This window comes from Alteromonas lipotrueiana (genome assembly GCF_019249245.1).
Lineage (GTDB): Bacteria > Pseudomonadota > Gammaproteobacteria > Enterobacterales > Alteromonadaceae > Alteromonas > Alteromonas lipotrueiana.
In genome coordinates, this window is the sequence record NZ_JAESDK010000003.1 from 1 (window position 1) to 24,942 (window position 24,942).

General features: G+C 45.3%; 24 protein-coding genes. 8 read left to right on the forward strand and 16 right to left on the reverse strand.

Translation table 11 applies throughout. The annotated features are described in order from the left end of the window. The coding region (locus tag JK130_RS02960; protein WP_218352728.1) for a hypothetical protein at positions 1 to 275 on the forward strand (275 nt) is incomplete at its 5' end. A gap of 101 nt (positions 276 to 376) precedes the next feature. Here JK130_RS02960 and JK130_RS02965 read toward each other — a convergent pair. The 8 genes from JK130_RS02965 to JK130_RS03000 all read right to left on the reverse strand — a co-directional run bounded on the left by JK130_RS02965 (position 377) and on the right by JK130_RS03000 (position 4,944). Beyond that, complete coding sequence (locus tag JK130_RS02965) at positions 377 to 658, reverse strand: hypothetical protein (protein WP_218352729.1); 282 nt, start codon at positions 656 to 658, stop codon at positions 377 to 379. Positions 659 to 740: 82 nt separating this feature from the next. Then, entirely contained in the window at positions 741 to 1,208 is a 468-nt protein-coding gene (locus JK130_RS02970) for a GNAT family N-acetyltransferase (RefSeq protein ID WP_218352730.1), read from the reverse strand. A gap of 124 nt (positions 1,209 to 1,332) precedes the next feature. Then, positions 1,333 to 1,752 (reverse strand): GFA family protein, encoded by a 420-nt coding sequence (locus JK130_RS02975; protein WP_343210975.1) that lies wholly within the window; start codon positions 1,750 to 1,752, stop codon positions 1,333 to 1,335. 77 nt (positions 1,753 to 1,829) lie between these two features. Further along, entirely contained in the window at positions 1,830 to 2,321 is a 492-nt protein-coding gene (locus tag JK130_RS02980) for a DUF6194 family protein (protein ID WP_218352732.1), read from the reverse strand. A gap of 139 nt (positions 2,322 to 2,460) precedes the next feature. Beyond that, the gene (locus tag JK130_RS02985; RefSeq protein WP_218352733.1) at positions 2,461 to 2,886 is read right to left on the reverse strand and encodes an energy transducer TonB; all 426 of its coding nucleotides are present in this window, start codon (positions 2,884 to 2,886) and stop codon (positions 2,461 to 2,463) included. A 106-nt stretch (positions 2,887 to 2,992) separates the two neighbouring features. Beyond that, entirely contained in the window at positions 2,993 to 3,454 is a 462-nt protein-coding gene (locus JK130_RS02990; protein ID WP_218352734.1) for a hypothetical protein, read from the reverse strand. Between the two features lie 112 nt (positions 3,455 to 3,566). Continuing rightward, positions 3,567 to 4,181, reverse strand: coding sequence for a hypothetical protein (locus JK130_RS02995; protein WP_218352735.1), 615 nt, complete (start codon positions 4,179 to 4,181; stop codon positions 3,567 to 3,569). A gap of 136 nt (positions 4,182 to 4,317) precedes the next feature. Next, the gene (locus JK130_RS03000) at positions 4,318 to 4,944 is read right to left on the reverse strand and encodes a thiol:disulfide interchange protein DsbA/DsbL (protein ID WP_218352736.1); all 627 of its coding nucleotides are present in this window, start codon (positions 4,942 to 4,944) and stop codon (positions 4,318 to 4,320) included. Positions 4,945 to 5,580: 636 nt separating this feature from the next. Here JK130_RS03000 and JK130_RS03005 point away from each other — a divergent pair. Then, entirely contained in the window at positions 5,581 to 6,033 is a 453-nt protein-coding gene (locus JK130_RS03005; protein WP_218352737.1) for a DUF3010 family protein, read from the forward strand. A gap of 477 nt (positions 6,034 to 6,510) precedes the next feature. Here the strand turns inward: JK130_RS03005 and JK130_RS03010 are convergent, their stop codons facing one another. The 3 genes from JK130_RS03010 to JK130_RS03020 form a co-directional block, all read right to left on the reverse strand. Further along, a complete protein-coding gene (locus JK130_RS03010) occupies positions 6,511 to 7,257 on the reverse strand; it encodes a hypothetical protein (RefSeq protein ID WP_218352738.1) in 747 nt (248 codons plus the stop codon). Positions 7,258 to 7,352: 95 nt separating this feature from the next. Next, entirely contained in the window at positions 7,353 to 9,290 is a 1,938-nt protein-coding gene (locus JK130_RS03015) for an alkaline phosphatase (protein ID WP_218352739.1), read from the reverse strand. 14 nt (positions 9,291 to 9,304) lie between these two features. Then, positions 9,305 to 10,888, reverse strand: coding sequence for an alkaline phosphatase (locus JK130_RS03020; RefSeq protein WP_218352740.1), 1,584 nt, complete (start codon positions 10,886 to 10,888; stop codon positions 9,305 to 9,307). A gap of 753 nt (positions 10,889 to 11,641) precedes the next feature. Here JK130_RS03020 and JK130_RS03025 point away from each other — a divergent pair. Together JK130_RS03025 and JK130_RS03030 are read left to right on the forward strand one after the other, a co-directional pair. Then, positions 11,642 to 12,490, forward strand: a complete 849-nt coding sequence (locus tag JK130_RS03025; protein WP_218352741.1) for an endonuclease/exonuclease/phosphatase family protein — start codon at positions 11,642 to 11,644, stop codon at positions 12,488 to 12,490. A 322-nt stretch (positions 12,491 to 12,812) separates the two neighbouring features. Continuing rightward, complete coding sequence (locus JK130_RS03030) at positions 12,813 to 14,075, forward strand: phospholipase D-like domain-containing protein (protein WP_218352742.1); 1,263 nt, start codon at positions 12,813 to 12,815, stop codon at positions 14,073 to 14,075. Between the two features lie 754 nt (positions 14,076 to 14,829). Here the strand turns inward: JK130_RS03030 and JK130_RS03035 are convergent. Continuing rightward, a complete protein-coding gene (locus JK130_RS03035) occupies positions 14,830 to 15,669 on the reverse strand; it encodes a mechanosensitive ion channel family protein (protein ID WP_218352743.1) in 840 nt (279 codons plus the stop codon). A 392-nt stretch (positions 15,670 to 16,061) separates the two neighbouring features. On the opposite strand from JK130_RS03035, the gene JK130_RS03040 reads away from it, so the two are divergent. Continuing rightward, a complete protein-coding gene (locus JK130_RS03040; RefSeq protein ID WP_218352744.1) occupies positions 16,062 to 16,931 on the forward strand; it encodes a sterol desaturase family protein in 870 nt (289 codons plus the stop codon). An 89-nt stretch (positions 16,932 to 17,020) separates the two neighbouring features. On the opposite strand, the gene JK130_RS03045 is transcribed toward JK130_RS03040, so the two are convergent. From JK130_RS03045 to JK130_RS03055, 3 genes are all read right to left on the reverse strand, one after another. Further along, positions 17,021 to 17,449: a nuclear transport factor 2 family protein gene (locus tag JK130_RS03045; RefSeq protein ID WP_218352745.1), complete on the reverse strand. Its 429-nt coding sequence runs from the start codon at positions 17,447 to 17,449 to the stop codon at positions 17,021 to 17,023. Positions 17,450 to 18,156: 707 nt separating this feature from the next. After that, on the reverse strand, positions 18,157 to 18,762 hold the full coding sequence (locus JK130_RS03050; RefSeq protein WP_218352746.1) for a hypothetical protein: 606 nt from the start codon (positions 18,760 to 18,762) through the stop codon (positions 18,157 to 18,159). 100 nt (positions 18,763 to 18,862) lie between these two features. Then, positions 18,863 to 19,573: a hypothetical protein gene (locus JK130_RS03055; RefSeq protein ID WP_218352747.1), complete on the reverse strand. Its 711-nt coding sequence runs from the start codon at positions 19,571 to 19,573 to the stop codon at positions 18,863 to 18,865. Between the two features lie 463 nt (positions 19,574 to 20,036). Here JK130_RS03055 and JK130_RS03060 point away from each other — a divergent pair, with 463 nt between their 5' ends. From JK130_RS03060 to JK130_RS03070, 3 genes are all read left to right on the forward strand, one after another. Beyond that, positions 20,037 to 22,454, forward strand: a complete 2,418-nt coding sequence (locus JK130_RS03060) for a TIM-barrel domain-containing protein (protein WP_218352748.1) — start codon at positions 20,037 to 20,039, stop codon at positions 22,452 to 22,454. A gap of 169 nt (positions 22,455 to 22,623) precedes the next feature. Then, positions 22,624 to 23,406: a carboxylesterase family protein gene (locus tag JK130_RS03065; protein WP_218352749.1), complete on the forward strand. Its 783-nt coding sequence runs from the start codon at positions 22,624 to 22,626 to the stop codon at positions 23,404 to 23,406. Positions 23,407 to 23,663: 257 nt separating this feature from the next. Further along, entirely contained in the window at positions 23,664 to 24,242 is a 579-nt protein-coding gene (locus tag JK130_RS03070) for an exopolysaccharide biosynthesis protein (RefSeq protein ID WP_218352750.1), read from the forward strand. A gap of 190 nt (positions 24,243 to 24,432) precedes the next feature. On the opposite strand, the gene JK130_RS03075 is transcribed toward JK130_RS03070, so the two are convergent. Further along, positions 24,433 to 24,912, reverse strand: a complete 480-nt coding sequence (locus JK130_RS03075) for an EVE domain-containing protein (RefSeq protein WP_218352751.1) — start codon at positions 24,910 to 24,912, stop codon at positions 24,433 to 24,435. Between the last annotated feature and the right edge of the window lie 30 nt (positions 24,913 to 24,942).

Genomic DNA, 24,942 nt, shown 5'->3' on the forward strand with positions numbered 1-24,942 from the left:
CGCGTGCGGGTTCACAAATTGTCAGGAACAATTTGTATCGCCACCAGGCGCCCGCAGGGGCAGCGCCAGGGATGGCGCTGAATACAATCCCGCCAGCTCCACCACATAACAAAGGCTCGCCATTCGGCGGGCTTTTTTTGTGTCATGAGTTTATTGAGTTTGAAGCCGCGTGCGGGTTCACAAATTGTCAGGAACAATTTGTATCGCCACCAGGCGCCCGCAGGGGCAGCGCCAGGGATGGCGTTGAATACAATCCCGCCAGCTCCACCACATAAAACAACCCTGTGCCATAAGGCATGGGGTTTTTTTATGTTTTGAATTTGGATGGACTTGAAGCCGCGTGCGAGCGAACGAAGTGAATGCTTAGCGCGACCTGTTAGTGAGTATCGTTAACTGGCCAGATGAACTTACGAGCCACTAAAAAAGTTACGACGCCTATGAATGCTGCGGCAGTACCACCGAAAAATTGTGCTACTGGCCACATTGAAGCCCCACCCCCTTGGTAAGGTACAAAATACTCGGTATACAGCAATACACCTAAAAGGCCTAACCAAGGTAGACCACCGGCAGCAAAAACTGATAATTTATGTCGCATATACTTAGCGACTAATAAGCCAACTACACTCGAAAGAGTTATTAAAATCAACCATACATGCATAATGAGCCTCATGGTCACTAACACACCGCTTAGAACAATAACACGTGGGCTAAAATGTTGAACAAAGTGAAAACAGCCAGCTCTATTTTTCCGTTTGAAGCGTTTGGTATGTGTTAACTTGAAACGCCATTATGAACTTAGTCTCCTCAACGCAAACCACCTGAAATCCATGGTTATTATACAGTTTTACGAGATGAGCTTCACAACGTAGATAAAAAGCCGATAGCTGTAACTCAATGGCCCTGGATTTCGCAAAATCTATTAATGCTGTTGATATACCCTTGCCCCGATGTTCTAAAGATACGTATATTCCATCTAACCAATAGTTGTAACCTGAATATTGCGGGTACTCACAATATTTTAGTTCACCAGCGCCAGCTAATTCTCCATTAATATGTGACACAAACACGGTTCTGTTGTCACGCGATGACACCTTTGCTATAACACTTTCTAGCGTCGCTTCAGGATCTTTATTATCCCACTCATTAAAGTACCATTTAGCAACAGTCTCAATTTCACTTGAACAATCAGATAAAACCGATATTTTCATATTTCTACGATAACACATAACCTTTCAATAACGGTGTAGGCTCGTACGGTATATCGCGAGGCCGCCCTGCGTGAATGTGTCCCCGCAAACGCAGTAAATGTGCTAATCAGCTTGTTATGTTGCATTACGCCAATCCCTGTTCAAATCGTTTTAAACCGTCGATCTTATTTACCCACTCTAATTGGGATTCGCAAAAGATATTTACAGCCGGACTGATCTCAAATTGTGAGTCTATAGCCCCCAGATGAACGATGATTACCCCCCCAAGCCTGGGGTTTGTGTTGAAAATTGGTGTACCACAACGAGAACAGAAATGTTTGGTGGCGTTTTCAGACACTTTGAATGAGCTAAGGTCTTGACCCGTGATAGAAAAGTCGTATTCGGGTACCACTACGTAGGTAGAAAATGAAGAGCCATTCATTTTTCTGCATAAATTGCAGTGACAATTCACAACCGCTTTAATTTCTTGGTTTGAAGTGAACGAGATGCTTTTACAGTTACAACTTCCTTTCATTTTTAATCCTTTATCTTCACTAAGCAGCATAACGTGATGTTCAGCCACAGTGTGTAGGTTGTGGTGTGTTGGGGAATACTTTGCGACGCAAACCACAAAGGCGCAACTTACACATTGTCCGGCGTCGCAGACACACGTTGAAGCCTCTTGTTAATATTTTTCTTACTGAATTTTGCAGCTGCACTTGCATGTGCTTCTTTAATTAAAGGTAGTATTTCAGTAAACGTTGATTCACTTGGATTAAGAATTTGAACCCAATTCATCCATCCGTAGATTGGATGTGGCATTAAAGTATTGAGTTCAGTAAAGTCATGACCAGTATTAATAATTCCACCCTTGGCAGGCCTTGGTGGTTTTGCACCAAATAATTTTTCATAGCTATTTTTATTAATGCCGATACTTACCCTAAAAATTCCAGCCCTGTCTAATTCAGCTGACTTGTCATTCTCGCCGTTATTTTCTTTGATTGTGCAGAAATAAACCCCATTAGGTAAGACCTTACCGGGATTATAGAATAGAGAGGTTTCGCCCCAGCTAGATTTCGGACTAACACCATGAAAATTTTCAGTGATGTACTTAATAATATTTTCAGGTTTCATCAACCTTCCTTACTGGTGATATCAACACACCGCTTAGGGACAGTAACACGTTGGCTAAAATCCGAGTGAAGCGACAAAGTCGATGTATTCCTGTCCCAGCGAACCTCAGAGTGACTTAATGGGTTTGATACAACTGTGCTTATACAGCACAAAATGCTTTAGCCACCTCGAGATTATTGGCTGAACTGTCATAAAAATCTAACTGTACAACACGCCTGATAGGTTGCCTTGCTGAGTTACTTTCTGTTGATTTCCAGCGCCATTTTCTGAGAGCTTCTTCTGATGTCTGAACAAACTGATTAGCAGGAAAACTTTCAATAAAATTAATGTCCGTTGTTGCTCCTGTCTCGTCGATTGTGACCTCGAATCGAGCACAGCCAGATTGTTTACGGATTGCTGCTGTAACCGGAAATTTAGGCTTAACAATTTTAGTGCTTACCCAGTATTCGGTAGCGGTTAAACGGTCAGTTATTTGTAATGGCGCTTTAGCTTGATAAACAGGCGAAGTAGTTGAACATGCGACCAGACAATTGACTGCCACAATAGATAAAATTCCCTTTACCATACATATCCTGCAAAAGTTGTAACTTTTAAATGAGGGTAGATAACCCGTAGGGCATAATGGCGAAGCCGCCCTGCCCGTATTCTTCCCATAGAAGGCATTGATTGTGTTAATTGAGCTGTATGGCATGTTCACCCACAACCTTCAGTTGCGATATGTCCATTACCCTTATATGCGTTTGGTAATAAAATTTACCAGTACGCTTACCCTCTGATAGAAATGCAATCTTCACCCGCTGAGCCTTACCATCAACCACTATTGTTTTATCTACAAAGTATTCCTGGGGTGGCATTCCATATTTCGCCGATAATTGTGAAATTACTTTAGGGTGTAAGGCTACCGTTATTGCTCGCTGATCACGGTAGTCTTTTTCTGTATTTAAATAGACATATTGACCTTGACGCCCCGTGGCGACTATTTGAAGAGTATATTGGCCAGGAACACCTTTGGGCGCTGAACCGGCAGCGGCCCTTATTATTTCCATGGTATCTGAAAAGGTAAACGTAGTGTGCGAAGTTGTAGAGGTGCAACCAGCGAGTATAAAAATAAACGCTAAAACAACATTTTTCATCAATTATTTCCTTATAAATGTCTTACGCTAAGCTAATGGACAGTGGCGGGGCGGTATAATCACGAGGCGCCGCTGTGTTACTGTCACAGTGTGGCGCGCAGTGTTACTCGTGTTAAGTACTTTGTGAGCGGTCATGATTTACACGGATATTGTCAAACACTGCATTCACAGAAATCCCTTTGAACTTTATTAGGTCGGGTACAAAATCAAGCTCAAGGATTGAAAACTCAAATTCTTCCGTTCGTGTTGCACCGTTTGATTGACTTAATAGCGAATCTATCTTGCGTGCTGGTTCTAATGAAATACCGAAATCATTACTTTGTAGATATACCATTGAAGCTATTTTTTCTCCGAGCGAAAACTCCATTCCTAATGGTTCTGCAAAGTCATCTGCACTATGTTTTACTAAGGGGATCAATGTGCCGTTGGTTTCCTCTAAATAAAATAGAATAGCCAAGTTTTCTTTAGACTTTGAATTTTCAAACGTTACTTTTACCAATTTATTCCATTCACTTGTAGTGTTTACACTTTCAATAACAGTGACAAAGCTTGTGTTACAAAATGTGGATCCAACTTCCTTAACGAGCTCAGAAGATGGGCCGTCCTCGACTGAAATATAAAATGTCGTTTTCGTTTCTTCGGCTTGTTCCATTTTATTTAAATCTAACGTCGTAGTTGTTGTACAGGCTGCCAGAAAAACTGCAAATACTAAAATTGATAATCTCAAAAATACCTCCATGTTAAATGACTGCTGACGCTAAGCTTTGGGGCGCAGGCGCGTGAGCGAAAATGGCGAAGCCGCCCGCATCCCAGCGACCGAAGGGTAAGCCAACAGTGTTTCGTGCGGCATAACCTGCGCTGAATCATTCCTCTTTATTCAATAAGAAAAGTACTAGGCTTTTATATTCTTGCATCGTTTTTAAATTTTTAGTCAAAGGCTTGTATTTACCATTCACAATCAGAGTTGGTACTCCTGAAAATCCTTGACTACGAATGTCTTTAGTATTCTTCTTCATTACCTTAGCTCTGGTATTAACTGAAAAGCTTGAAAATACTTTATCGAATTTTTCGGCATCTACATCATTGACCAAAAATAAGCTTTTAATATCTTTTTCGTTGTGAAAGTCGGCTTTATCTAGATGGATGTAATTGAAGATTGCTGGCACAAGTTGCTTTTCAACGTGGAGGTATTCTGCGGTAATTAGAGCCTTGGTCAGTAAATCCTCTATCTCAGATTGTCTTCCCGGCATACCGTCAACATGATTTTTATTAAAAACAGCATCTTTAGGAAGTGATGCTTTAAGATCGTTCATAAAAGCTTCCTGCCTGAAGCAAGCTGGGCAGTAAAACGAAAAAAATTCAGTTATTTCTTTTTTCTCGGTTATTTGTCCTTCTATCTCTAGATAATGATCGCCCTCAGTAAACTCAGCGGCCTGAACTGTAAAAAAGAGGAAGAATGATGTGATAACCATGATTAACTTACGATGCATGCTATTTCCTTTTGTATGCCTAACAACTTATTATGAAGACTTCATTGTAACAACGGTACATTCCCATTCTACAAATGCTTCATAGTTAATTATTTTCAATAGCTTATATCGTTTATGATGATTATTTATACTGTTTTTTTGCGTGGTTTCAATCCATGCGTAGTAACAACATGTGCCGATCTACCTTTAATTACTTAGATTTTTTGATCTTTAGGCCAGTTGTCTCTCTTGTATGAAGCGGTTTACCAAACAATTTCAGTCACCACACTCAATAGCAAAAGCGTCATCCTAAAGACCTGAGCGAGCAAAAGGTAACGCAGTTTCTGACTTATCTAGTGGGGTGCATAAAGTTGTACATAGTGACTGTCCTGATTATTGATTTCTTGCTTAATAGTTTATCAATAGCAAATTTTGTTGGCTTAAGTCAGTTCTGGCTTATGGTACTTCACAACCGTTTTATTGCCCGATATGCGACAAGCAAGCTCGTTTTCTTAACTCTGGTAGAGAACAATATTGTATGTGCATGCATACTGAACTATGAAGTACGGAATTATCAGGATGCCGCTGGGCTCAATAGAGCAGTCACTTTGCAGCGAAACACGTTATAATGGCAGGTAAATGTAAATAGGAATGAATATGAAAGTTTGTGGTGTAGATTTAAAAGGTAACGAAGCGACGGTATGTCTGTTGTCACTGATAGATGGTTTGTTTCATGTTCCCGACTGCCGTACCCGCCGGTTAACGTTAGCCGATTCCAGCGCCAAAGGGCTAAAAAGCTTCCAAAGTACTTTCGCCAAGCTTATCGCCGACTACAACATTGATGCTGTAATAATCCGCCAGCGCCAAAGTAAGGGCAAATTTGCAGGCAGTGCCATTGGCTTTAAACTGGAAGCGGCTATTGAATTAATCGAAGGGCTAGAGGTTGTGGTATTCAACCCAACTGATATTAAAGAATCCTTACGCAGAAACCCAATCGCAGTTCCTTTTTCAGACACTGGTTTAAAGCAGTTTCAGGAGACCGCCTTTACTACTGCTTATGCCTGGTTAATGAAACGTGACAGCCCATCGCAAACATCGACTAAAGCCTAGCAAATATGGCCTGTGAATAATGAGGCAGCGCATGTTACCTTTTTAAAACAAAGCTGCCTCCACTTCACAAACAGAAAGGTCCGAAGTAGAGGCTTGAAGTAGGACAGTCACTTACTACCCCAGTCACTTACTATCTCAAAGTACAGTTGGATTTTAAGCAAGCTCCGGCACAGAGAAGACATTCTCTTTCACTTTGTATGACGTAATACCCAGACCACGTCAATGCCTTATTAGATCTGAAGTGACTGTCCTATCAATTCTGCTTCCACATCACAAACAGAAAGGCTCGAAGTAGAACAGTCACTTACTATCCCAAAGTGCAGTTGGATTTTAAGCTAGCTCCGGCACAGCGAAGACATCCTCTTTCATTTTGTATGACATTACGACCAGACCTCGTCGATGCCTTATTAGATCTGAAGTGACTGTCCTATTATTATGGATGTGACTGTCCTATCACTATAATGCTTAATGGTTGCTTTAGTGGCGGTGCTCGCCTTCAAGCGCGTTACCTTGCTGGTCGTAAAAGCCGCTCGCCCCGGCTTCAATAAAGCCTTGAGTTACCATTTTTGTAAGGAAGGGGTCGGTATGGTCATCACCGATGTCAGCATAATCTGTTGACTGATAGTTAACGCGCTGAGCAAAAAATGTACTTACATCTGCATCAAAGTCAGCATTTGTTAGTGTCCAGGTGAGGTGCATATTACCTTGCTCAATATCAAATCGTTCAATCAATTGATGCTCTACCCGCCACACTAATTTAAAGGCGCTTGTCGCTGTTTTAAATTCGTATGTGTCTGTTTGATTGCAATTTTTGCCGGTAGAGCTCACTAGCGTCATGTTATCTATAAATGCGTCACTGATAAGCTGATACCGATAAGAGAAATCAGTCTCTCTTTTGCCATGTATAGTTTCACCTGGCTGATATTCGATGGCGCGCTGGTGGCCGTCGAAGTAACGTACGGGTTTAATCAGCTTATTGTGAACCAATGTGTAAACTTCAGTAATCTGAGTTGCCGGGTACTGGTGTGCCACCTTATTGTCCTTTCGCCATAGCGACAAAGTGCTGTTGCGTGCGTTTTCACCCATGGCGGTGTGTTTGGTGCTGGTAATTGTATAGTCGGCCTTAACCTGTTGGCCATCTTCTTCGCACATCTCATTGCTATCTGCCGCGTGCAAGGTAAATGTAAGGCTATAAGCAGTCACAAGAATGAGTAACTTTTTCATTTTCGCTCCAATAACGAGGGGAGCAAGTGGCTCCCCCTGGAAGGTACAATGGCCATGAGGCTTAAGCCAGGGCCTTGTGTTGGTAGTGATATCACTTATTCCATAGCGTTTTCTGCTTGTGACACAAGGTCACCCGCAAAGTCCATAACATGGAAGATAATGCTTTGTTCATTAGTCCCGCTTACTAAGAATGCACCCGGGCCTTTAGCATAAATGCCGACGTCTTCGCCTGAGTGAGTTTCTGAGCCAAGCGGTACTAACGCTTCCTGGTGATAGCCCGGGGTTGTCGTGTCTACACCGGTGATATCTTTGCGGCCAGTATCTGCTGCAGTCAGGTACGACGCATCTGAGTTCGTTGCATCACCTAAATTTCGATAGCCAAGACCATTGGTATAACCTAGTGTGGTGTAAGGCGTGCCGTCGGCGGCGGTTGCTGCTTCGTCAGACCCTACATTCACAACTTTTCCCAGAATTGGGTTGCCGCGTTTCGGGTATCCAGCAATGGTAAACACGTGGCCATGATCGGCGGTAACAATGATAAGCGTATCTTCATCATTAGTTAGCTCGTCCGCAGCAGCGACTGCTTCAGCAAAAGCCATAGTATCGTGCAAAGCACCATAGGCGTTTCCGGCGTGGTGGGCATGGTCTATACGACCCGATTCAACCATCAAAAAGAAACCTTTCTCGTTGTTATCGAGTACCTTAATGGCCGCGCTTGTCATTTCAGCTACTGAAGGTTCGCCGGCGATATCGTTGCCGCGGTCGGCTTCATATTGCATGTGTGATTCGTTAAATAATGCAAATACGCGCTCAGTGGTCTCTGTGGCTAAACTATCGAAACCAGATTGGTCAAAAACGTAGACACCGTTGGTGTAAAGATTTTGCCATTCTGCGGTCAGGTCTCGTCCATCGGTGCGATCGCCTTCAGTACTGCTTGCAGCATCGGGGCTATTAAACGCGGCGTCTTGTGGAAGGAAATGGCGACGGCCTCCCCCCATTACCACTTCGATACCGTCAACATCTAAACCACCGAATTTAGCTTCAAGGTTGGCCTCAAATTTAATCAGCTGATCGGCAATATCGGTACAGCCGGCTGTAACCGCTGCTTCAGGCATGTCTGAGATATCCTCCCAGTTACGATCGGCAGATTTTGCGTAAGTAGCAGCAGGGGTTGCATGTGTAATGCGTGCGGTTGAGATGATACCCGTAGATTTTCCCGCAATTTCTGCCAGCTCAAGTGCAGTTACAAGATCATTACCCGCTACTGTGCCGCAATCGCCGCGCTCAATGTCTTCATCAACACCAATGACACCTACATCGGTTTTGATACCACTCATCATGGCAGTCATCGTGCCTGCTGAATCAGGTGTTTGTGCATCAACGTTATACGTTTTTGACAAACCAGAGAACGGGAAAGCATCAAAGCTTAGTTGATTCTCTTCACCCGCTAAGCCTTTCATCTGGCCGTCGAGAATACGCGCTGCAGTGACCGTTGAAACACCCATTCCATCGCCAACAAAAAGAATTACGTTTTTCGCCGTACCGCGAAGGTTTTCAACCATAGCGTCAAGCTCTTGCTTAGAGTTAGCGGTCGTTACACGTACATTTGACGAAGCCGCAGATGAGCCAGAGGTTGCATTAACCCATGCACGTTTATTGTCTTCAACTTCTGTTTGACCATCAATAAACCATTCGTTGTTTAAACTGGTCAGAATTTCACTTGTTCCAACTGAGTTGACACCCGGAGCACATACAAAGCTTGTAGAGGTAATTTCACCTTCATCTAGTGAACCACTGCTGTCGGTGTCTGAACCAGAGTCTATACGAACACCACTGTTAGGGCAGTTAGCGTCGCCCACAGGTAATTCGGTTTGAACAGTAAGGCTGTTTAAACCATTATTGCCGTCAGCGCCGGCCACGCCATCAACTCCAGCAGTGCCATCAACGCCGTCCTGGCCATCATCTCCCTCTAACGAACAGGCCGATAACCCTGCAATAGCTAGCGCAATCAAACTTAACTTAAATACATTCATTTTCTTATCTCCACTTATTCGTTAACAAGGCCAAGAGCTTGATTAATTAAGTGGAAAACAACGCTTTGTTCTACCACACCCTGGGCAAGCTGGCTTCCGGGCCCTGTTGCATGCAGAGCAATGTCTTCACCAGAGTGCGTTTCAGAACCTAAGGGAATGAGCGCCTCCTGATAAAACCCCGGAAGTGTTGTGTTGATATTGGTTAAATCAACACGGCCTGCTGCGTTATCTATCGCGTAAGTAGCATCTGAGTTGGTTTCATCGCCTAAATCCCGAAAACCAAGACCATTGGTGTAGCCCAATGTCGTATACGGTCTGCCGTCTGATGCAGTGGCGGGCTCTTCTGAGCCTACATTCACTACCTTACCCAGAATTGGATTACCCCGTTTAGGATAACCGGCAATGGTAAATACGTGACCATGGTCGGCAGTAACAAGAATCAGCGTTTCTTCTGGGTCGGTATTTTCAACAGCGGTCATCACCGCTTCTTCAAATGCTAGCGTATCAGTGAGCGCACCTGCGGCATTGCCAGCATGGTGGGCGTGGTCTATACGCCCCGACTCCACCATTAGGAAGAAACCTTCCTCGTTGTTATCGAGTACTTTAATAGCAGCATTGGTCATTTCTGATACGGATGGCTCTCCGGCAATATCGTTACCGCGGTCGGCTTCGTATTGCATATGCGACTCGTTAAACAAGGCGAATACGCGCTCTGTCGATTCGGTTTCGATAGCATCAAAACCAGCTTGATCGAATACATATACGCCGTTTTTATATTTGCTTTGCCATTCAGCAATGAGGTTACGCTCATCTGTACGATCGCCTTCTACGTCACTTTGTGCATCCGGGCTGTTGAACGTTTCGTCTTTCGGCAGGAAATGACGACGGCCCCCGCCCATTGCTACTTCAATACCGTCAATGTCTACGCCTGTGTAACGACCCTCTACATAGGATTCGAAGTTGACCAGCTGATCGGCAATATCCACACATCCGGCGGCGATGGCTGCTTCAGGCATATCTGAATTGTCTTCCCAGTTACGGTCAGCCGATTTTGCATAGGTAGCGGCGGGTGTAGCATGAGTGATACGTGCGGTAGAAATAATTCCGGTAGAAAGACCTTTAATTTCCGCAAGTTCAAGCGCAGTAATAACCTCATTTCCAGCCACGGTAGAGCAATCGCCACGTTCTATATTTTCGTCAACCCCAATAACACCTACATCGGTTTTAAGGCCTGACATCATCGCTGTCATTGTGCCGGCTGAATCTGGGGTTTGGGCATCTATGTTGTATGTTTTAACAAGCGCGGTGTAGGGAAAAGATTCGAAGCTTAAATAGCCTTCCTCACCGGGGTTACCTGCTAATTGCCCTTTATGGATACGAGCAGAGGTAAGGGTAGAAATACCCATACCGTCACCAACAAAAAGGATGACGTTCTTGGCTTTGAATTTATTATTCGTCGCCAGTTTCTCAGTCAATTTAGATTGCGCATCGGTGTACCATGCGCTATTTGTTTGATGCTCTGGCAATACTGCAGCTTGTAACCCAGCGGAGACCGCCATTGCTACTGCAGTGCATGCTATTTTCCAGTTACGATTCATGATTGTTACCTAAACATTTTATTAAAATCGGCGTTGGGTGGGCGTAAACAAGAGCAAATAGCTGTTTTCCTTTGTGCTTTTGCTCAACCGCACGCTGGAGATTAGGCAGTGTTAGTGACAGCGATTTGACAGATATATTGCTAAGTTGTCACATTTGAAAATAAAAACTGAGAATTTAGAGAAAGCACGCAGAATTTCTATTATTTATTAATTACTTAAAATTTTTATCAGCAAAAGCGAATAGCAAAAAATTATTCTTGTAGGGTGGGCCGACCAGTTTCTAAGTAGCAAACATAAAACACTTTTAAAGGAATTTAATGACATTAAGGCTAATCCATCGGGTTCTACCCCGCTGTCATGAACGGTTTGCTAAAGACGTAAATTTGCTGTCTTAATTTGTTAGTCTACGTTGCATTGTTGAAATATGGACCCGCTAAACGCAGACAAATACATCCGCACTTGCTTTGTCACGTATCTGATATTGTCGATAGTTACTGCGTTGTTATTTCAATACGCCAAAGAAGCCTTCGCAGGCGGTAATGTTAGCCCAGTGGCTTACAGCGCTCATGCTACTGATTAGGTTTTCACGCTTGAGTGATTTTTAATGTTCCCTGCTGGTAAAATAAGTTTAACCAGCACAGAGCAGCACCACATCATCGTGGCTCTGACGCGGCCAACGCGCCTTTTCGACAACTCGCACCACCCTGTTTTAACAAGTGAAAAATGTAGGTTCTGAAAATTGTAAGGTGTTAGATGCAAGTAATACAACTATTTCAAGCACTGCTTAGTGCATCATTAATAATCAGCACAACAACAACTGCAAGTGCTGCTTCATCTGAGCCGCACCCGAGTATTGCAGATACAGCTTATACACCCACGCAATGTAACAAGCTACTACAAGCAAATCGTCTCCACACGTATAGTAGTCGCTATATTATGGCCAAGCCGTTCAAATTGCTTACATGGAATATTTATAAAGCACAAAATAGGAATTTGTTTACCGATTTAAATCAACTAAACGAACAGGCTGACCTTATTTTTTTACAAGAGGCTACAGACGATCCACGCCTTGTTAAGCTTAAACCTTACCAGCGATTTTCACCTGGTTATAAAAGCGGTGACACACAAACCGGAGTTATGACACTAAGCCGCTGGCCTGCCACTACACATTGTACATGGACTCATCAAGAGCCTTGGTTGCGTACCCCTAAAGCCACTAATATTACTGAATATGCTTTGGCGGGAAACCTTCGTTTACTAAGTGTCAATATGCATGGCATCAACTTTACACTAGGTACCAAAGACTATGAAAAGCAGCTACAAGACGCTTTAGACATTATGATGCAGCATGACGGTCCGATTATCTTTGCGGGTGATTTGAATGCCTGGAATGATGCCCGCCAGCAACTTATAATTAATTCACTGACAAAACTGGGGCTTACAGAAGCACATTATGTTGATGATAAACGTACTACAACATTTGGTTTCGCTCTTGACCAAATATGGACAAGGGGCGTATCGATATCTAAAACATCAGTCAAGCAATATGAAAGCTCTGATCACAATCCAATTTTAGTGACTGTAGAGCTCAGCGAGCAATAATATTAAGTGCAAATCAACTGTTTGAACTTATCGCGCCAATAAAACCACATTTACCTGTAAGGCACATCGGTTAGCAAATAGTCGGACCAACAATAATAGCCTTTTCTTGAAGCCTCAACAGGTAAAAAGCAACGTGAGGGCTTCAGATCATATTTCGTTCTCAGGTGGTAAGGGCTTGATAGTAAAAACAGCACTGCACGTAATCGGGTTGCCAGGCGTAAGCATATTAGCGAATGGCGGCGATAGGCATACCTTAAGCACTTAAGAGCAGGTGACATGCCTTTACGACTTGCTGCCGGATATCCATTCAAGCGGGAGTTCTATGTTTGAAACATTCTTATTAATGGCACTCGCAGCGTTTGCGACAGCTTTATATCTAATTATCAGCCGTAAAAGATGGATCCCCCCTCCTGATTCAAAATTAACCACGATGGGTAATATCCAAACAGCCCTACCAAATATAGCCCGGCTCACGGGTAGTGCCTTACATCATGGTAACGAGGCAACATTGTTTCAAAACGGAAAGTTTTTGGAGGCGATGCTGGAGCATATTGCTGATGCGCAAATCACCGTACACCTCGAAACATTTGTATGGCACAAAGGCAACTTTGAGAAGCGTTTGGTCAACCTGTTATCCGAAAAAGCCCAACAGGGTGTGACAGTGAGAGTGCTGGTCGATGCGGTAGGCGCTCGAAACGCCAGTAAGAGTCAGATGGCGAAGTTGCGAGATCAAGGTGTTGAGCTTGCTTTCTACCACCCCATCAATCGCTTTAGCTTGCGCCGTTTTAACAATCGAAACCATAGAAAACTGCTTATCATTGATGGCACCTCAGCTTTTATCTTCGGCCATGGTGTTAAAGATGTCTGGTACGGAAAAGCGCATGACAGCGCTCACTGGCGAGACACCGGCGTACGGCTGCGTGGACCGTCTGTTGCCTCGCTACAGTCGGTGTTTATCAAGGATTGGATTGATGCGAAGCAACCGGTACCCACGGGTGAAGGTTGTTTTGCAGAAGATGTCGGTAATGCTGGTCCGGTGGCTGTGCATGTCGTGGAGAGTACCAGCAGACAGGGTCACTCATCCGTAGCGTTGCTCTACATGCTCGCTATCGCCAGCGCACGTAAAGAAGTGATTATCCAGAATCCCTACTTTGCGACAAAAAAAAGCGTGTTGGATCTTTTAGAACAAACCGTTAAGCGAGGAGTGAAGGTGCACCTCATGTTGCCTGGCAAACAAAACGATAGCTATTTGCTGTACCGAGCCGGCAAACATTTGTACGGATCCTTATTACGAGCCGGCGTGCGAATATATGAATATGAGCCAAATATGCTTCATCAGAAGATTGTTATTGTTGATGGAGTCTGGTCGCACATTGGCACGACAAACTTGGATACCCGTTCGCTTGCGATCAATGCCGAGGTAGGTGTTGGTTTATTGGATAAAAATATTGCGCAGGAATTGCGAAGCGCTTTTCAACAAGACTGCCAACACAGTCATGAACTGACTTTTGATAAATGGCAAAACAGAAAATGGTATCAGCGCGGAGGCGACTGGGCTGCTTATCAACTTCACGGGCAGTTGTAGCCTGCGCTACTGTTTATGGGTGTTGAGATAAAGAGAAGAGATTAATAGTCCCCTCTTCTTTTGTAACAATAATCGCGTGGGGCGGTTAAAAGTCAGGGAAGCCCCCCTTCATTTTTACTTTTAACCCGGTCTCAAATACCGTCAACTCCACCACACGACAAGGGCTCGCCAATTGCCGGGCCTTCGCGTCATTAGCTTGTTGATTTTGAAGCCATTCGCGCGTTTAATGCCAGCCTGAAAAGTCCAATTAAAATTTAATTCAGCCTCGTTGTGCTTTCTGCTTTCCAGCATAGCTAAGGACAGTCACTTATCGTCCGCTGGCAAAGTTGTGTTTTGAACTAACTTTCGAAGGTAAAAAGCGATTGTCTAATGGGTGCTGATAACGATCGCTATTCGCTCAACGCTGCCATTGGAACCTTAAATATCCAATGAGCGCTTCACGTGCAGTGCGGTCCGTCTACGAACCGTTTTTGCTGTTCAGCTTCAGACAAACAGCATACGGTCGAGCTTCTTGAGCCCGACAGCCGCTTGGTGCCGAATAGCAGCCGTTAACACCAGAGACATTGGGCATGACATAGCGTTAATATTTTTTATACTCATACGCTACGCTCTTAAATATGCGAGGATGAATAGCTGCTAACTATCTTCGATATTTTCTGGGCCGCTAATTTCCATATTGCCAGACTCCCGAGTTTATAAGCTAATTTTAAGAAGTATCGGAGATAGCTTACAAAGCTATCTCCGGATTGGGAGATTAATCGTCATTCGTTTTATAGATATGCACATCTCGCTGCGGATAAGGAATGCTAATTCCTTCTTCATCAAAAGCTTTTTTTACCTTTTCCTGCATATCCCAGTAGTAAGGCCACAAATCATCAGTGGCAACCCAGGGGCGAAACATCAGATCGACTGAGTTGTCGCCTAACCCACCCACACAAATCCTAGGTGCAGGGTCGGACAATGAGCGCTCATCCTCTTCATACAGGCGCTGCAACACTTCCTTTGCTTTGTCGATATCGTCATCATAGCCTATACCAAACGTCATGTCGCAGCGGCGCTTATCGTATACGCTGACGTTTGTTAACGTGGCATTAGACAGACTACCGTTGGGGATGACAATACGCTTATTGTCGAAGGTGTTAACTATGGTATAAAGAATTTGTATCTCTTCCACGGAACCCAAGTGACCTTCTGCTTCAATGGTGTCACCTACTTTGAATGGTTTGAAAATCAGTATTAGCACACCGCCAGCAAAATTCGCCAGGCTGCCTTGTAACGCCAGACCGATGGCCAAACCAGCTGCACCAACTACGGCGATAAATGAGGTTGTTTCAATACCGATCATAGAGGCGACAGAAATAAACAACATCAATTTTAAAACGACACTAATAAGTCCGCATAAAAACTTATTTAAAGTGGGGTCTTTTCTTCCAAGCCGGTGGTCTAATAAACCCACAAAGCGATTCACCAACCATAGCCCCACCACCAAAGTAAGAATAGCCAATAACAATTTGGGGGTATAAGTCATCACCAGTGATATGGCTTTTTCGGTCAATTCCGATAAATCGATATTAGTTCCGAAGAAATTTTCCATAAATACCTCTTTCATCAATTAATCTTATTGGTTACGTTGAAAAAAAATGTTAGATCGTATTGATTCTGCCGGAGCGGAAGTGGACCGTGTACCCCACCAAATAACGCTTGTTACAGTATGCAGCTGCTGGCTTTTTTGCTTCTGATCGACGAAAACTGAGACTCAATTGAAAAGGTCCGCTATCCATACACAACTGCAATTAGCCAAACGGAGAGTATTCCTGGCGCGGTCAAAGGCTGAATAAGTGAATAGCAGTAATAGATAGATTTTTGTTACAAATTTAAGTGCTAAGAGGCATATTTACACGACTACACTACCCAGGTGTCGAGCCTCTTTGCCTCTAACAAACTTGCGCAAAGTGCTTTTACGTCAAATCAGGATAAGGAGCGGTTATGGTCGGCAAGTCAAATACCTTTGCTCCTGTTGAATGCGCATTGCGGCAAAGCGTTTACTGGGCATTGCAGCCTGTGCTGATTGGTATTTCACTGTATTCGGCGCATACCAGAGCGTCGTTAGACAGTCATACGCTGTTTATTATCGTGGCTTTTTGCTTAATTACCCTGCTGGAAGTACTTATTCCAGCCCGGCCTGAGTGGCGCAAAAGCGTTCGCGAAAACCTGGCACTGTTTGGTTTTGTGTTTGTTGCAGCCACAGCGTATGTGGCTATTGAAATGCTTTACGAAATGTCGATATTCAAATGGATGGCCGATTTGAGCACCGCATGGCAGTTAGAGATTTGGCCTTCACAATGGCCGATAATCGCGCAGGTGCTGCTTATTTTCTCAGCGTTCGAGTTGGTGAATTATTGGTACCACAGGGCGTCACATCGGTGGAGCTGGCTATGGAAGTTATCCGGCCATAGCGCGCATCACGCATTTAAAAAGTTAAGCGGGCTGAATGCGGTGGCCAATCACCCCGTCGAAGCGTTTTTTCTGATCCTGCCTCGGGCAATAGTGGGCTTTTTATTGGGTGGCGAAGTTGTAGGCGTGGCATTTGTCTCGCTAACCACCGTTACGGCGATACTGGCTCATAGCAATTTAAACCTTAATTCAGCAATCGTCGGCTGGTTTTTCACCACCAACCGCTACCATATACACCATCATTCCCAGGTAATCAGTGAAAGTAACACCAACTATGGCTGTGTCTGCATTGTGTGGGATCGCCTGTTTGGTACATTTGCCGATGCCAATACGCAAGACACGGGAATTGGCAATAAACAGCCTAGTTATAAAGCGCTGTATTTGATGCCGTTTAAACGCTAACCTTTATTGACCGCAATACAGCACAATATTTTCGCAATATCTGAGCCCGGAGTTATTTTCCGGGGCGTGTGGCTTGCCCTTCATCTGCTTTACCGCTCTACGTATTGAGCAACTTTATCAGTGATGTGCCAACTGCCGTCGTGGTTAATCAAATTCAGGTAGTCAACGTAGCCCTGTTTACCCTCGTCACCCCAGCTAAATTCCACCGTGGCATTCGCCGCATTGCCGGTGGTTTTTAAATCGGTGATTTCAATCGTGGCATTCCATTTATTGCCGGTATCTACAAGTTTGGCAAAATCATCGCGGGTGTAGTTTTGGTACTTACCATTTTTATCATAATACTGGATGGATGCCGATGGTAAAAACGCCATCTTAATATGCTCACCCGACCCAGTTTTGACCGCGCTGATATAACTGTTTACCGCGTCTTGTGGTGAGCCGAACTCATGCGCTAACACCTTTGCTGACACTAGCAAGCTCATTGCTAACGCCGCCAGCTTTATTGAACGAACTAACATACTGGTTCCCTTATTGTTTTTTGTACAGTTAACGAAGACTAGCGGCAAATTGGGTTTTAGGCAATGTGGTGTTTGTTCTTTGAGCCAATTCAGCGATAGGAAGAATGCTATTGTTTGATGGGATTTTGCTTTTTTAGCAGTTGAAGTAGTGAGCAGGAAAGTAGTGAACAGGACAGTCGCTTATCATCCCTAAGGCAATCGTTAGTGGCAGCGCACCTAGCTGAAGTTCCGTGAACAGCAGCTTTGCCATTACGCCGACCAAGATGACGACGAAGGAAAGTGCCAACTTAATCGACACTCGGATTAGAAAATAAAGCGTATTTTTCATAAGGGCCCCTAATTGTGAGCTGTTAATTCGCGCTTGCAGACAGACTATCCACAAGATGCGCCCACAGTTGGGTTCGGTAAGCGACTGACACATAACAGGCCCCCTGATGTCACAGGCTTTAATTCCAATACCACAACGCCCTCAACGGGCTCCCATCGGGACATCCACGGGTCGCAATTACCTTTTTCAAGGCAAAGGTAGAAGTCCACAGTATCGGGAAGCGTTCGCGTAGCAACCGTTTAGGGTAAATGGTGCATAAACATTTTTTGATTGTACAACGCCTGCCCTTTTGGTAACCAGCGCTGCGCTACACAAGCATAAAAAACCGACTATACGTCGGCTTTTTTATGGCAAAAAGTTAAAACTTTAGAGGCTTAATCTACAATGCGTCCACATCGGAGTTAAGTCTATTTTGTTTAATGGCAGCGGCCAATTGTGAATAATCCGGTGACTCATACACGATATTAAGGTAACCACTACCCCGCTTTAAGCCTTTTAACTCCATAAACAGGGCGCCCTCTCCAATATCCCAAAAGCTAAGCCAGTAGCCGCACCCATCATACGCCAAACATTGATAAAACTCGTCCCATTCATCGTAAAGTTCCAGACCTACGTGTTTGAGACTCTTAGGCGCATCACCGTATTTTCCGTTTAATGCCGTCTCTATTTTTTCAAAAGTCGCTTTCCCTTCCGAGCCAGTACTGTCGCTATCAATGGTATTACCAACTACCGAAACTTTTTGCAGGCCGCTACCCTCAATGAAAACCAGATAATAAAAATCGGCAAATGATAATGGTTTGGGAGCGCCTGTCGTTTTGCATACAGCGGTGCTGTCTTCGTGCTTGCAATCTTCAGGCACTAACGATTGTTTTTTGAGCTCGCTTAACGAGATACCCCAGTTAAAACCTGCCGGCGCATCAAGTTCATTCGCCGCAGCTGTCATAGATGATAATGCCAACGTAGCGGCTAGTATTAATCTTTTCATTTTTAAAAATCTTTTTCAGGCTGTTTCATTTTTCGGTGAACTGAAAGCGATAACGTTATCCAGTTCGCTTCTATTATCGTTGTTTCAAAAATAAGCGAAATTAACTACCAGTTAACCGTCGATAGTCCGGCGAAATATAATCTGTCGCTAGGTTTGCGCTTTCTTTGTCATAGGCTTCAAGTTGCATTATGACCGTACCTGTGGGCACTTCCCATAAAGAGCCCCAGACACCACAATCCTCGTCCAGCAAACAGGTATAAAAATGTTTCCCCTTCGGCACCGTTTCTACGGAGACGGCCTCGCCAAACCCTAAAGAAAACATGGTTTTCATATCACCGTATGCTTTATGCCCGCCAGTTGCGTAGTAGTCATCAATGATGAAATGTGTCAGTACCGCAGCTTTATGCAGCCCTTCACCTTCGATAAAAAACGAGATCACCGTTGATTTTGGGCCGTAGTCCTTTGCCCAATTATCCCCATCAGCCTCGCAGATGGTCGCTTTGCCACTTTGCTCACATCGACTAAAGGTCACCCCTAACTGTTTTGTCTCTGCAAGACTTTGTCCCCATGAAATGCCAAGCAAATTTTCCACAGACATTTTGGTTGATGGGCCAGCCGCGACTGCGTTTGAGGCCAGTGGCAGTGCGATGGCACCTGCCAGTAGAGCCGCTAATTTGAGCATAATTAAGTTCCGTTTATTAGTTGTATCGAGAATTATTGTCTTAAAATCATCATGATTTGACACAAGCTTACTCACTTTAGCTGGGTGCAACAAACTGTTTTGAATCGAAAAAGCCTGCATGACAGGCATTTTCTCGCTGGACGCGAACGCGCAGGGCCCGTCAATGGTGCAAAACTTTTTCAACTCTCCCCGGCAGGCGCCTGAACTATTAGTTGTCCAATTTAAGATGCTTATTCACAGCAACCAATCAACCCCAGATTAAGATGCTATCGCATCTTACACCTTATATCCCCGCCCGATTGGGAGTATAGAGTGAAAAACTTGTCTATTAGCATGTGAGTAGTGAACAGGACAGTCACTTATCACCCGGTGCTCCTCGATGCCAATACCCTAAAACCGGTGCATGTGCTTTGCCGGGGACGGCACATGGTTGAAAACAGTCAGGCGGTGGTGTGTGGCCGATTTGAGTAAACCAGTACAGGTGGTTTTGATGAATACGTATGCAAATTCAGCGTAAGACTTTTTTAATAGATTGTTAACCGCTATCTTGCTCGATGAATTATTAATTATTTGATATTAAGAGCCTGATGTCATGACCCTTTTTCGCGCCTTTATCACCGGCAGACCTGCGTTTGCCGGTAGCTTGTTGTTATTTATTTGTTCCTTTGCACAAGCCGCTGAACTGGTTCGCCACCAGCGGCTGGACAACGGCGTTGTGCTGCATCGCGATGATGGCGTGACGGTCACTGTATCAGCGCTCACTTCTGGCAGTGTTGAAGTGCTCTACCGTCAGGCTGATGAACAGCCTCTGCCTTCACTGGCGGTGCCCGATAAAAACCGCCCAGAGCAAGCAAAGATTGAAATTAGCCAGGTTACTGACGGCCTGAATATTCTTCTGCCCGGCATCAGTGTTGAAGTACAGGCGCAGCCGTTCAAACTGGCGTTTGCGCAGGATGGCCGCGCCCTGATAGAAGAAGCTGCTGGCGGCTTTTTTTACCAGACCGTGCGCGGCGCGCAATTTGCCCTAACCGCGGATGAAAAACTGTACGGCGGTGGCCAGCGGGTGCTGGGTATGGATCGGCGCGGCAGCCGCATGCCGCTGTATAACCGCGCCTCTTACGGTTACTCAGAGGGCCCGGTAGACCAGATGTATTTTGGCCTGCCAGCAGTGATGTCTTCACGTAACTATGCCATTTTATTTGATAATACCGCTTCCGGTCATTTGGATATGGGCCATACCTCGCCCAACCGGTTGCAGTTTGATGCGGTAGGCGGCCGCTTAAGTTATATCGTGGTGGCTGCCCCTGCCCTGCCCGAGTTGGTGAAGCAAGTAGTAAGCCTGACTGGACGCCAGCCGCTGCCGCCACGCTGGGCGCTGGGCAATTTTGCTTCACGCTTTGGGTATCGCACCGAGCAGGAAACCCGCGATGTGGTCGCCATGTTTAATGAGCAAGGGATCCCGCTGGATGCCGTGGTGCTGGATTTGTATTGGTTCGGTCCGGATATTCAGGGCCATATGGGTAACCTTGACTGGGACAAAAACGCCTTCCCTACCCCACAAGCCATGATTGGCGATTTTGCCGAACAAGACATTCACACTGTAGTGATCACCGAGCCCTTTGTTTTAACGTCTTCGTCAGAATACCAAATTGCCAAAGCAAACCAGGCACTGGCGAAAGGTCTGGACGGCAACCCACACACTTTTGATTTTTATTTTGGTAACACCGGTCTGGTCGATGTGTTTAACGACAAGGGCCGCGACTGGTTCTGGCAATACTACCAACGCTTGCTGGATCAGGGCATCGCGGGCTGGTGGGGTGACTTGGGTGAGCCAGAAGTGCATCCGTACGACGCCCTGCATTCCTGGGATGGCACTACTGTAACCGCCGATGAAATACACAATGGATTTGGTCATCAGTGGGCCAAAATGGTGTATGAGCGTACGCTGCACGCACAACCAGAGCAACGTCCGTTTGTACTGATGCGCTCCGGCTTTCTGGGTAGCCAGCGCTATGGCATGATGCCCTGGACCGGGGATGTGTCGCGCACCTGGGGTGGCTTCAAAGCTCAGGTGGAACTGGCCCTGCAGATGAGTGTATTTGGCCTGGCCTATACCCACTCAGATCTGGGCGGCTTTGCCGGCGGCAATACCTTTAATGCCCAGCTTTATACCCGCTGGCTGCAGGCCGGGACCTTCTTCCCGGTATACCGCCCACACGCCCATGAAGGCATCGCGCCCGAGCCGGTATTTCATGAGAATCCGACCAAACAAATTGTCAGCCGCTTTATCCAGCTGCGTTATGACATGTTGCCGTACAATTACTCACTCAGCTACACCAACAGCCTCACCGGCATGCCCTTGATGCGGCCCATGGCTTTTGCCAATAGTGAACGATTTTTTGAAGAAGGCGACCAGTTTTTGTGGGGCGATGCTTTTTTGGTGAAGCCGATAACAGCGCCAGACCTGGAGCACACTACCGTAGCTCTGCCGGCCGGCACCTGGTTTGATTTTTTCAGCGGTAAAAAATACCACAGTGAAAGCGGTCGTAATGTAGAACATGCTCTGACCCTTGAGACCATGCCGGTGTATGTCAAAGCGGGGAGTTTTGTGCCCATGCAGCCGGGCCTGGCCCGCACCGCTGATTACAACGCTGAAAATCTGGCAGTACACTACTGGGCCGATGCTTCAGTCAGCCAGGCTGCATACCGCATGTATGAAGACCAGGGCCAGTCCCCACAAACTCTGGCTGAACAGGCCTACCTCACGCTGGATTTCAGCGCGTCCCATAACACCGACACACTGCACCTGAACATTTCGCCAAACGGCAGTTATACCGGTTTGCCCGACCAGCGCAAGCTCACCTGGAAAATCCATGGGTTAACTGAAAAACCTGCACAGATGAAGCAGATGGCCGACGAAAAGTGGCTCTGGGACTCCAAAACCGGTGTGCTGACTGTGACACAGCCAATTAGCCATGCTACTGACAGCTCGCTGCATATTGAACTGTGATTGCCACCGCGGGGGAATCGTTCAAGCAAAAATTGTACAACGGCGTTTAGTGGAGATTCACTCTGGTATTTTGCTATTGCGTGCTTATTCATTAAAGGCAGGTGGGACCTGGCATCCTTACTTTAATAATGCGAAGGTTGTTCTTAACTAATTACTTACTGGGTACACTATGCGCATTTTGGTCATGACTGTTCTATGGATGGCGGCAGCCTCAGTGTTTGCTGCCACAACGGTTGAATCCACTTTTTTGGCTCGTAGTTTTGATGGCCCGTCAGGTGAGCTCAAATACCGGTTATTGCTGCCTGAAAATTTTGATCCTGCTGAAAAATATCCGCTTGTGTTGTTTTTGCACGGGGCCGGAGAACGAGGTGATGATAATAAATCTCAGCTTACCCTCGGGGCTGAACTGTTTTTAGCAAAACGCCAACAGTTTCCAGCGGTAGTGTTATTTCCCCAGGCGCCCGAAAATGATTATTGGGCAGTGGTGGAAGCCGACCGCAGTTCATTACCCTTTAGCTTTTCTTTTCCGTATACCGGCAGCAATAATGTGCCGCCGACAAACGCGATGAATAATGTGATGGCGCTGACCAGGCAGATGATGAACAAACCGTTTATTGATACCGACAGAATGTATGTCACCGGGCTGTCGATGGGCGGGATGGGTACGCTGGAGTTACTGGCCAGGCAGCCAGACTGGTTTAGCGCGGCCATTGCTATCTGCCCGGGCGCCAACCCGGCAGTCAGCCAACAGTACTCGCCGGAACTGGCACTACGTATCTACCATGGGGCTGAGGATCAAATTGTGGTGCCGGAATTATCAGCACGGGTAGCCGAAAAAGCCAAAAACCATATTGCCATACTTGAACGAAAAGTTTATCTCGGTACCGACCATAACTCCTGGGACAAAGCATTTGCAGAACCCGACTTTTTATCCTGGCTGATGTCGAAGTGATTCTTTTTCTAGTGTCAGAGCACTTTTGTCTGACCAAGGAAAAAGCGTTTTTTAAGGTGATAAAGCATATGTTCGCCAACCTTAATTCTTCCATTCAACTTATTGGGTTAAACTTACCGTCCGTACCTGATGCCACCCAGAACACTTTTGCCCTAGTATCCAAACTTCGCAATTTAGCGGCCGCCAGCGTCCTCAAAAAGAACCAATTACCTTCCTTAACTGTATTTAATGTATGCACATATTCGCTAGGTAATAAGATGACAAGCAGTACCATTTCGGGGCTACTCGATAAGCTGGTTGAAGATACCCAAAATGAGGTAACGGTTGAGGACGTGGTATCTTCTTTTGAAGAGCGTGGCTTTGGGCCGTTACTGCTGATACCTTCTTTGATGGTTATTTTACCTACCGGAGCAATACCCGGTGTACCCTCTATTTGCGGCATAACCCTATTTTTAGTGTGTATTCAGTTAGCTGCGGGGAAAGATCACCCCTGGCTACCTAAAGCTCTTCGAGAGCGTTCTGTTTCGCACGATAAGTTGAAAAAAGCGACGGACAAGGCTCGTCCTTATATCAGTAAAATGGAAAAACTATTCACGCCGCGTTTCACGGCTATGGCTAAAAAGCCTATACGCTCGGTTATCGCTGGCATCAGTGGAATTGTAGCGTTGAGCATGATTCCACTAGAGGTCATACCGTTTGGTGCAGCATTACCCGCTTTTGCGCTTGCTTTAACGGCGATAGGGATCGCATATCGCGATGGTGTAGTGGTAACAATTGGACTGATTGCTCAGGCTTCTACCGGAATTTTGTTATACCAGGTTGTGGCGATGGCATAGCCCCCATTTATAAATGCCGGGCGACGGTTGATACTTCACATTAGCCTTCAGAGTTGCTTTCTTCGGTTTGCAAAATAAGTGTACGGTTTAGTGTATTTAATCGAAATTTGTCTAAAAAGCCGCTGAAAATGTGTATCTATACGCCTTTGCATTTAGCTATTACTTATTGGTGTAATGCAAGGTTAGCCTCTCAAAAGCTCTTAACTTCTGCTTTAGCGGCTTTATATAAATGCATCCACTCTTTTTCGGGTACCGGCATTACCGACAATCTTTGACCTTTCTTAACCACGCCGGTTTGAGTAATTTCGGGCATTGTTTTGATGGATTTTAATTCAAGCACCTTTTCAAAAGCTTCTTCAAACTGCACATCGACCCGGTACCAGCGCGGATTGTCCGGGGTCGATTTAGGGTCATAGTAATTGCTTTCAGGATTAAATTGAACCGGATCAGGGTACCCCGCTCTTACCACTACGGCTACTCCGGCAATGCCTACTTTTTTGCAGCTTGAATGATAAATAAAAACCTTATCGCCTTGTTTAATATCATCGCGCAAAAAATTGCGGGCCTGATAGTTTCTAACCCCATCCCAGGGCTCGGTCTGATTCGGTCGTGCGCGCAAATCTTCAATACTAAAAGCATCGGGTTCGGTTTTAAACAGCCAGTAAGCCATAATCGGTACTCACCAAAAATTTTACTCACA

What these genes read in the sequence shown, in the direction of transcription:
- JK130_RS03000 (WP_218352736.1), bottom strand. Translation starts at nt 4,944, where the DNA reads ATGCATCGTAAGTTAATCATGGTTATCACATCATTCTTCCTCTTTTTT.
- JK130_RS03060 (WP_218352748.1), top strand. Translation starts at nt 20,037, where the DNA reads ATGACCCTTTTTCGCGCCTTTATCACCGGCAGACCTGCGTTTGCCGGT.
- JK130_RS02990 (WP_218352734.1), bottom strand. Translation starts at nt 3,454, where the DNA reads ATGAAAAATGTTGTTTTAGCGTTTATTTTTATACTCGCTGGTTGCACC.
- JK130_RS03050 (WP_218352746.1), bottom strand. Translation starts at nt 18,762, where the DNA reads ATGAAAAGATTAATACTAGCCGCTACGTTGGCATTATCATCTATGACA.
- JK130_RS03070 (WP_218352750.1), top strand. Translation starts at nt 23,664, where the DNA reads ATGACAAGCAGTACCATTTCGGGGCTACTCGATAAGCTGGTTGAAGAT.
- JK130_RS03005 (WP_218352737.1), top strand. Translation starts at nt 5,581, where the DNA reads ATGAAAGTTTGTGGTGTAGATTTAAAAGGTAACGAAGCGACGGTATGT.
- JK130_RS02975 (WP_343210975.1), bottom strand. Translation starts at nt 1,752, where the DNA reads ATGCTGCTTAGTGAAGATAAAGGATTAAAAATGAAAGGAAGTTGTAAC.
- JK130_RS02965 (WP_218352729.1), bottom strand. Translation starts at nt 658, where the DNA reads ATGCATGTATGGTTGATTTTAATAACTCTTTCGAGTGTAGTTGGCTTA.
- JK130_RS03045 (WP_218352745.1), bottom strand. Translation starts at nt 17,449, where the DNA reads ATGTTAGTTCGTTCAATAAAGCTGGCGGCGTTAGCAATGAGCTTGCTA.
- JK130_RS03030 (WP_218352742.1), top strand. Translation starts at nt 12,813, where the DNA reads ATGTTTGAAACATTCTTATTAATGGCACTCGCAGCGTTTGCGACAGCT.
- JK130_RS03025 (WP_218352741.1), top strand. Translation starts at nt 11,642, where the DNA reads ATGCAAGTAATACAACTATTTCAAGCACTGCTTAGTGCATCATTAATA.
- JK130_RS02985 (WP_218352733.1), bottom strand. Translation starts at nt 2,886, where the DNA reads ATGGTAAAGGGAATTTTATCTATTGTGGCAGTCAATTGTCTGGTCGCA.
- JK130_RS03040 (WP_218352744.1), top strand. Translation starts at nt 16,062, where the DNA reads ATGGTCGGCAAGTCAAATACCTTTGCTCCTGTTGAATGCGCATTGCGG.
- JK130_RS02980 (WP_218352732.1), bottom strand. Translation starts at nt 2,321, where the DNA reads ATGAAACCTGAAAATATTATTAAGTACATCACTGAAAATTTTCATGGT.
- JK130_RS03035 (WP_218352743.1), bottom strand. Translation starts at nt 15,669, where the DNA reads ATGGAAAATTTCTTCGGAACTAATATCGATTTATCGGAATTGACCGAA.
- JK130_RS03055 (WP_218352747.1), bottom strand. Translation starts at nt 19,573, where the DNA reads ATGCCTGTCATGCAGGCTTTTTCGATTCAAAACAGTTTGTTGCACCCA.
- JK130_RS03065 (WP_218352749.1), top strand. Translation starts at nt 22,624, where the DNA reads ATGCGCATTTTGGTCATGACTGTTCTATGGATGGCGGCAGCCTCAGTG.
- JK130_RS03010 (WP_218352738.1), bottom strand. Translation starts at nt 7,257, where the DNA reads ATGAAAAAGTTACTCATTCTTGTGACTGCTTATAGCCTTACATTTACC.
- JK130_RS03015 (WP_218352739.1), bottom strand. Translation starts at nt 9,290, where the DNA reads ATGAATGTATTTAAGTTAAGTTTGATTGCGCTAGCTATTGCAGGGTTA.
- JK130_RS03075 (WP_218352751.1), bottom strand. Translation starts at nt 24,912, where the DNA reads ATGGCTTACTGGCTGTTTAAAACCGAACCCGATGCTTTTAGTATTGAA.
- JK130_RS03020 (WP_218352740.1), bottom strand. Translation starts at nt 10,888, where the DNA reads ATGAATCGTAACTGGAAAATAGCATGCACTGCAGTAGCAATGGCGGTC.
- JK130_RS02970 (WP_218352730.1), bottom strand. Translation starts at nt 1,208, where the DNA reads ATGAAAATATCGGTTTTATCTGATTGTTCAAGTGAAATTGAGACTGTT.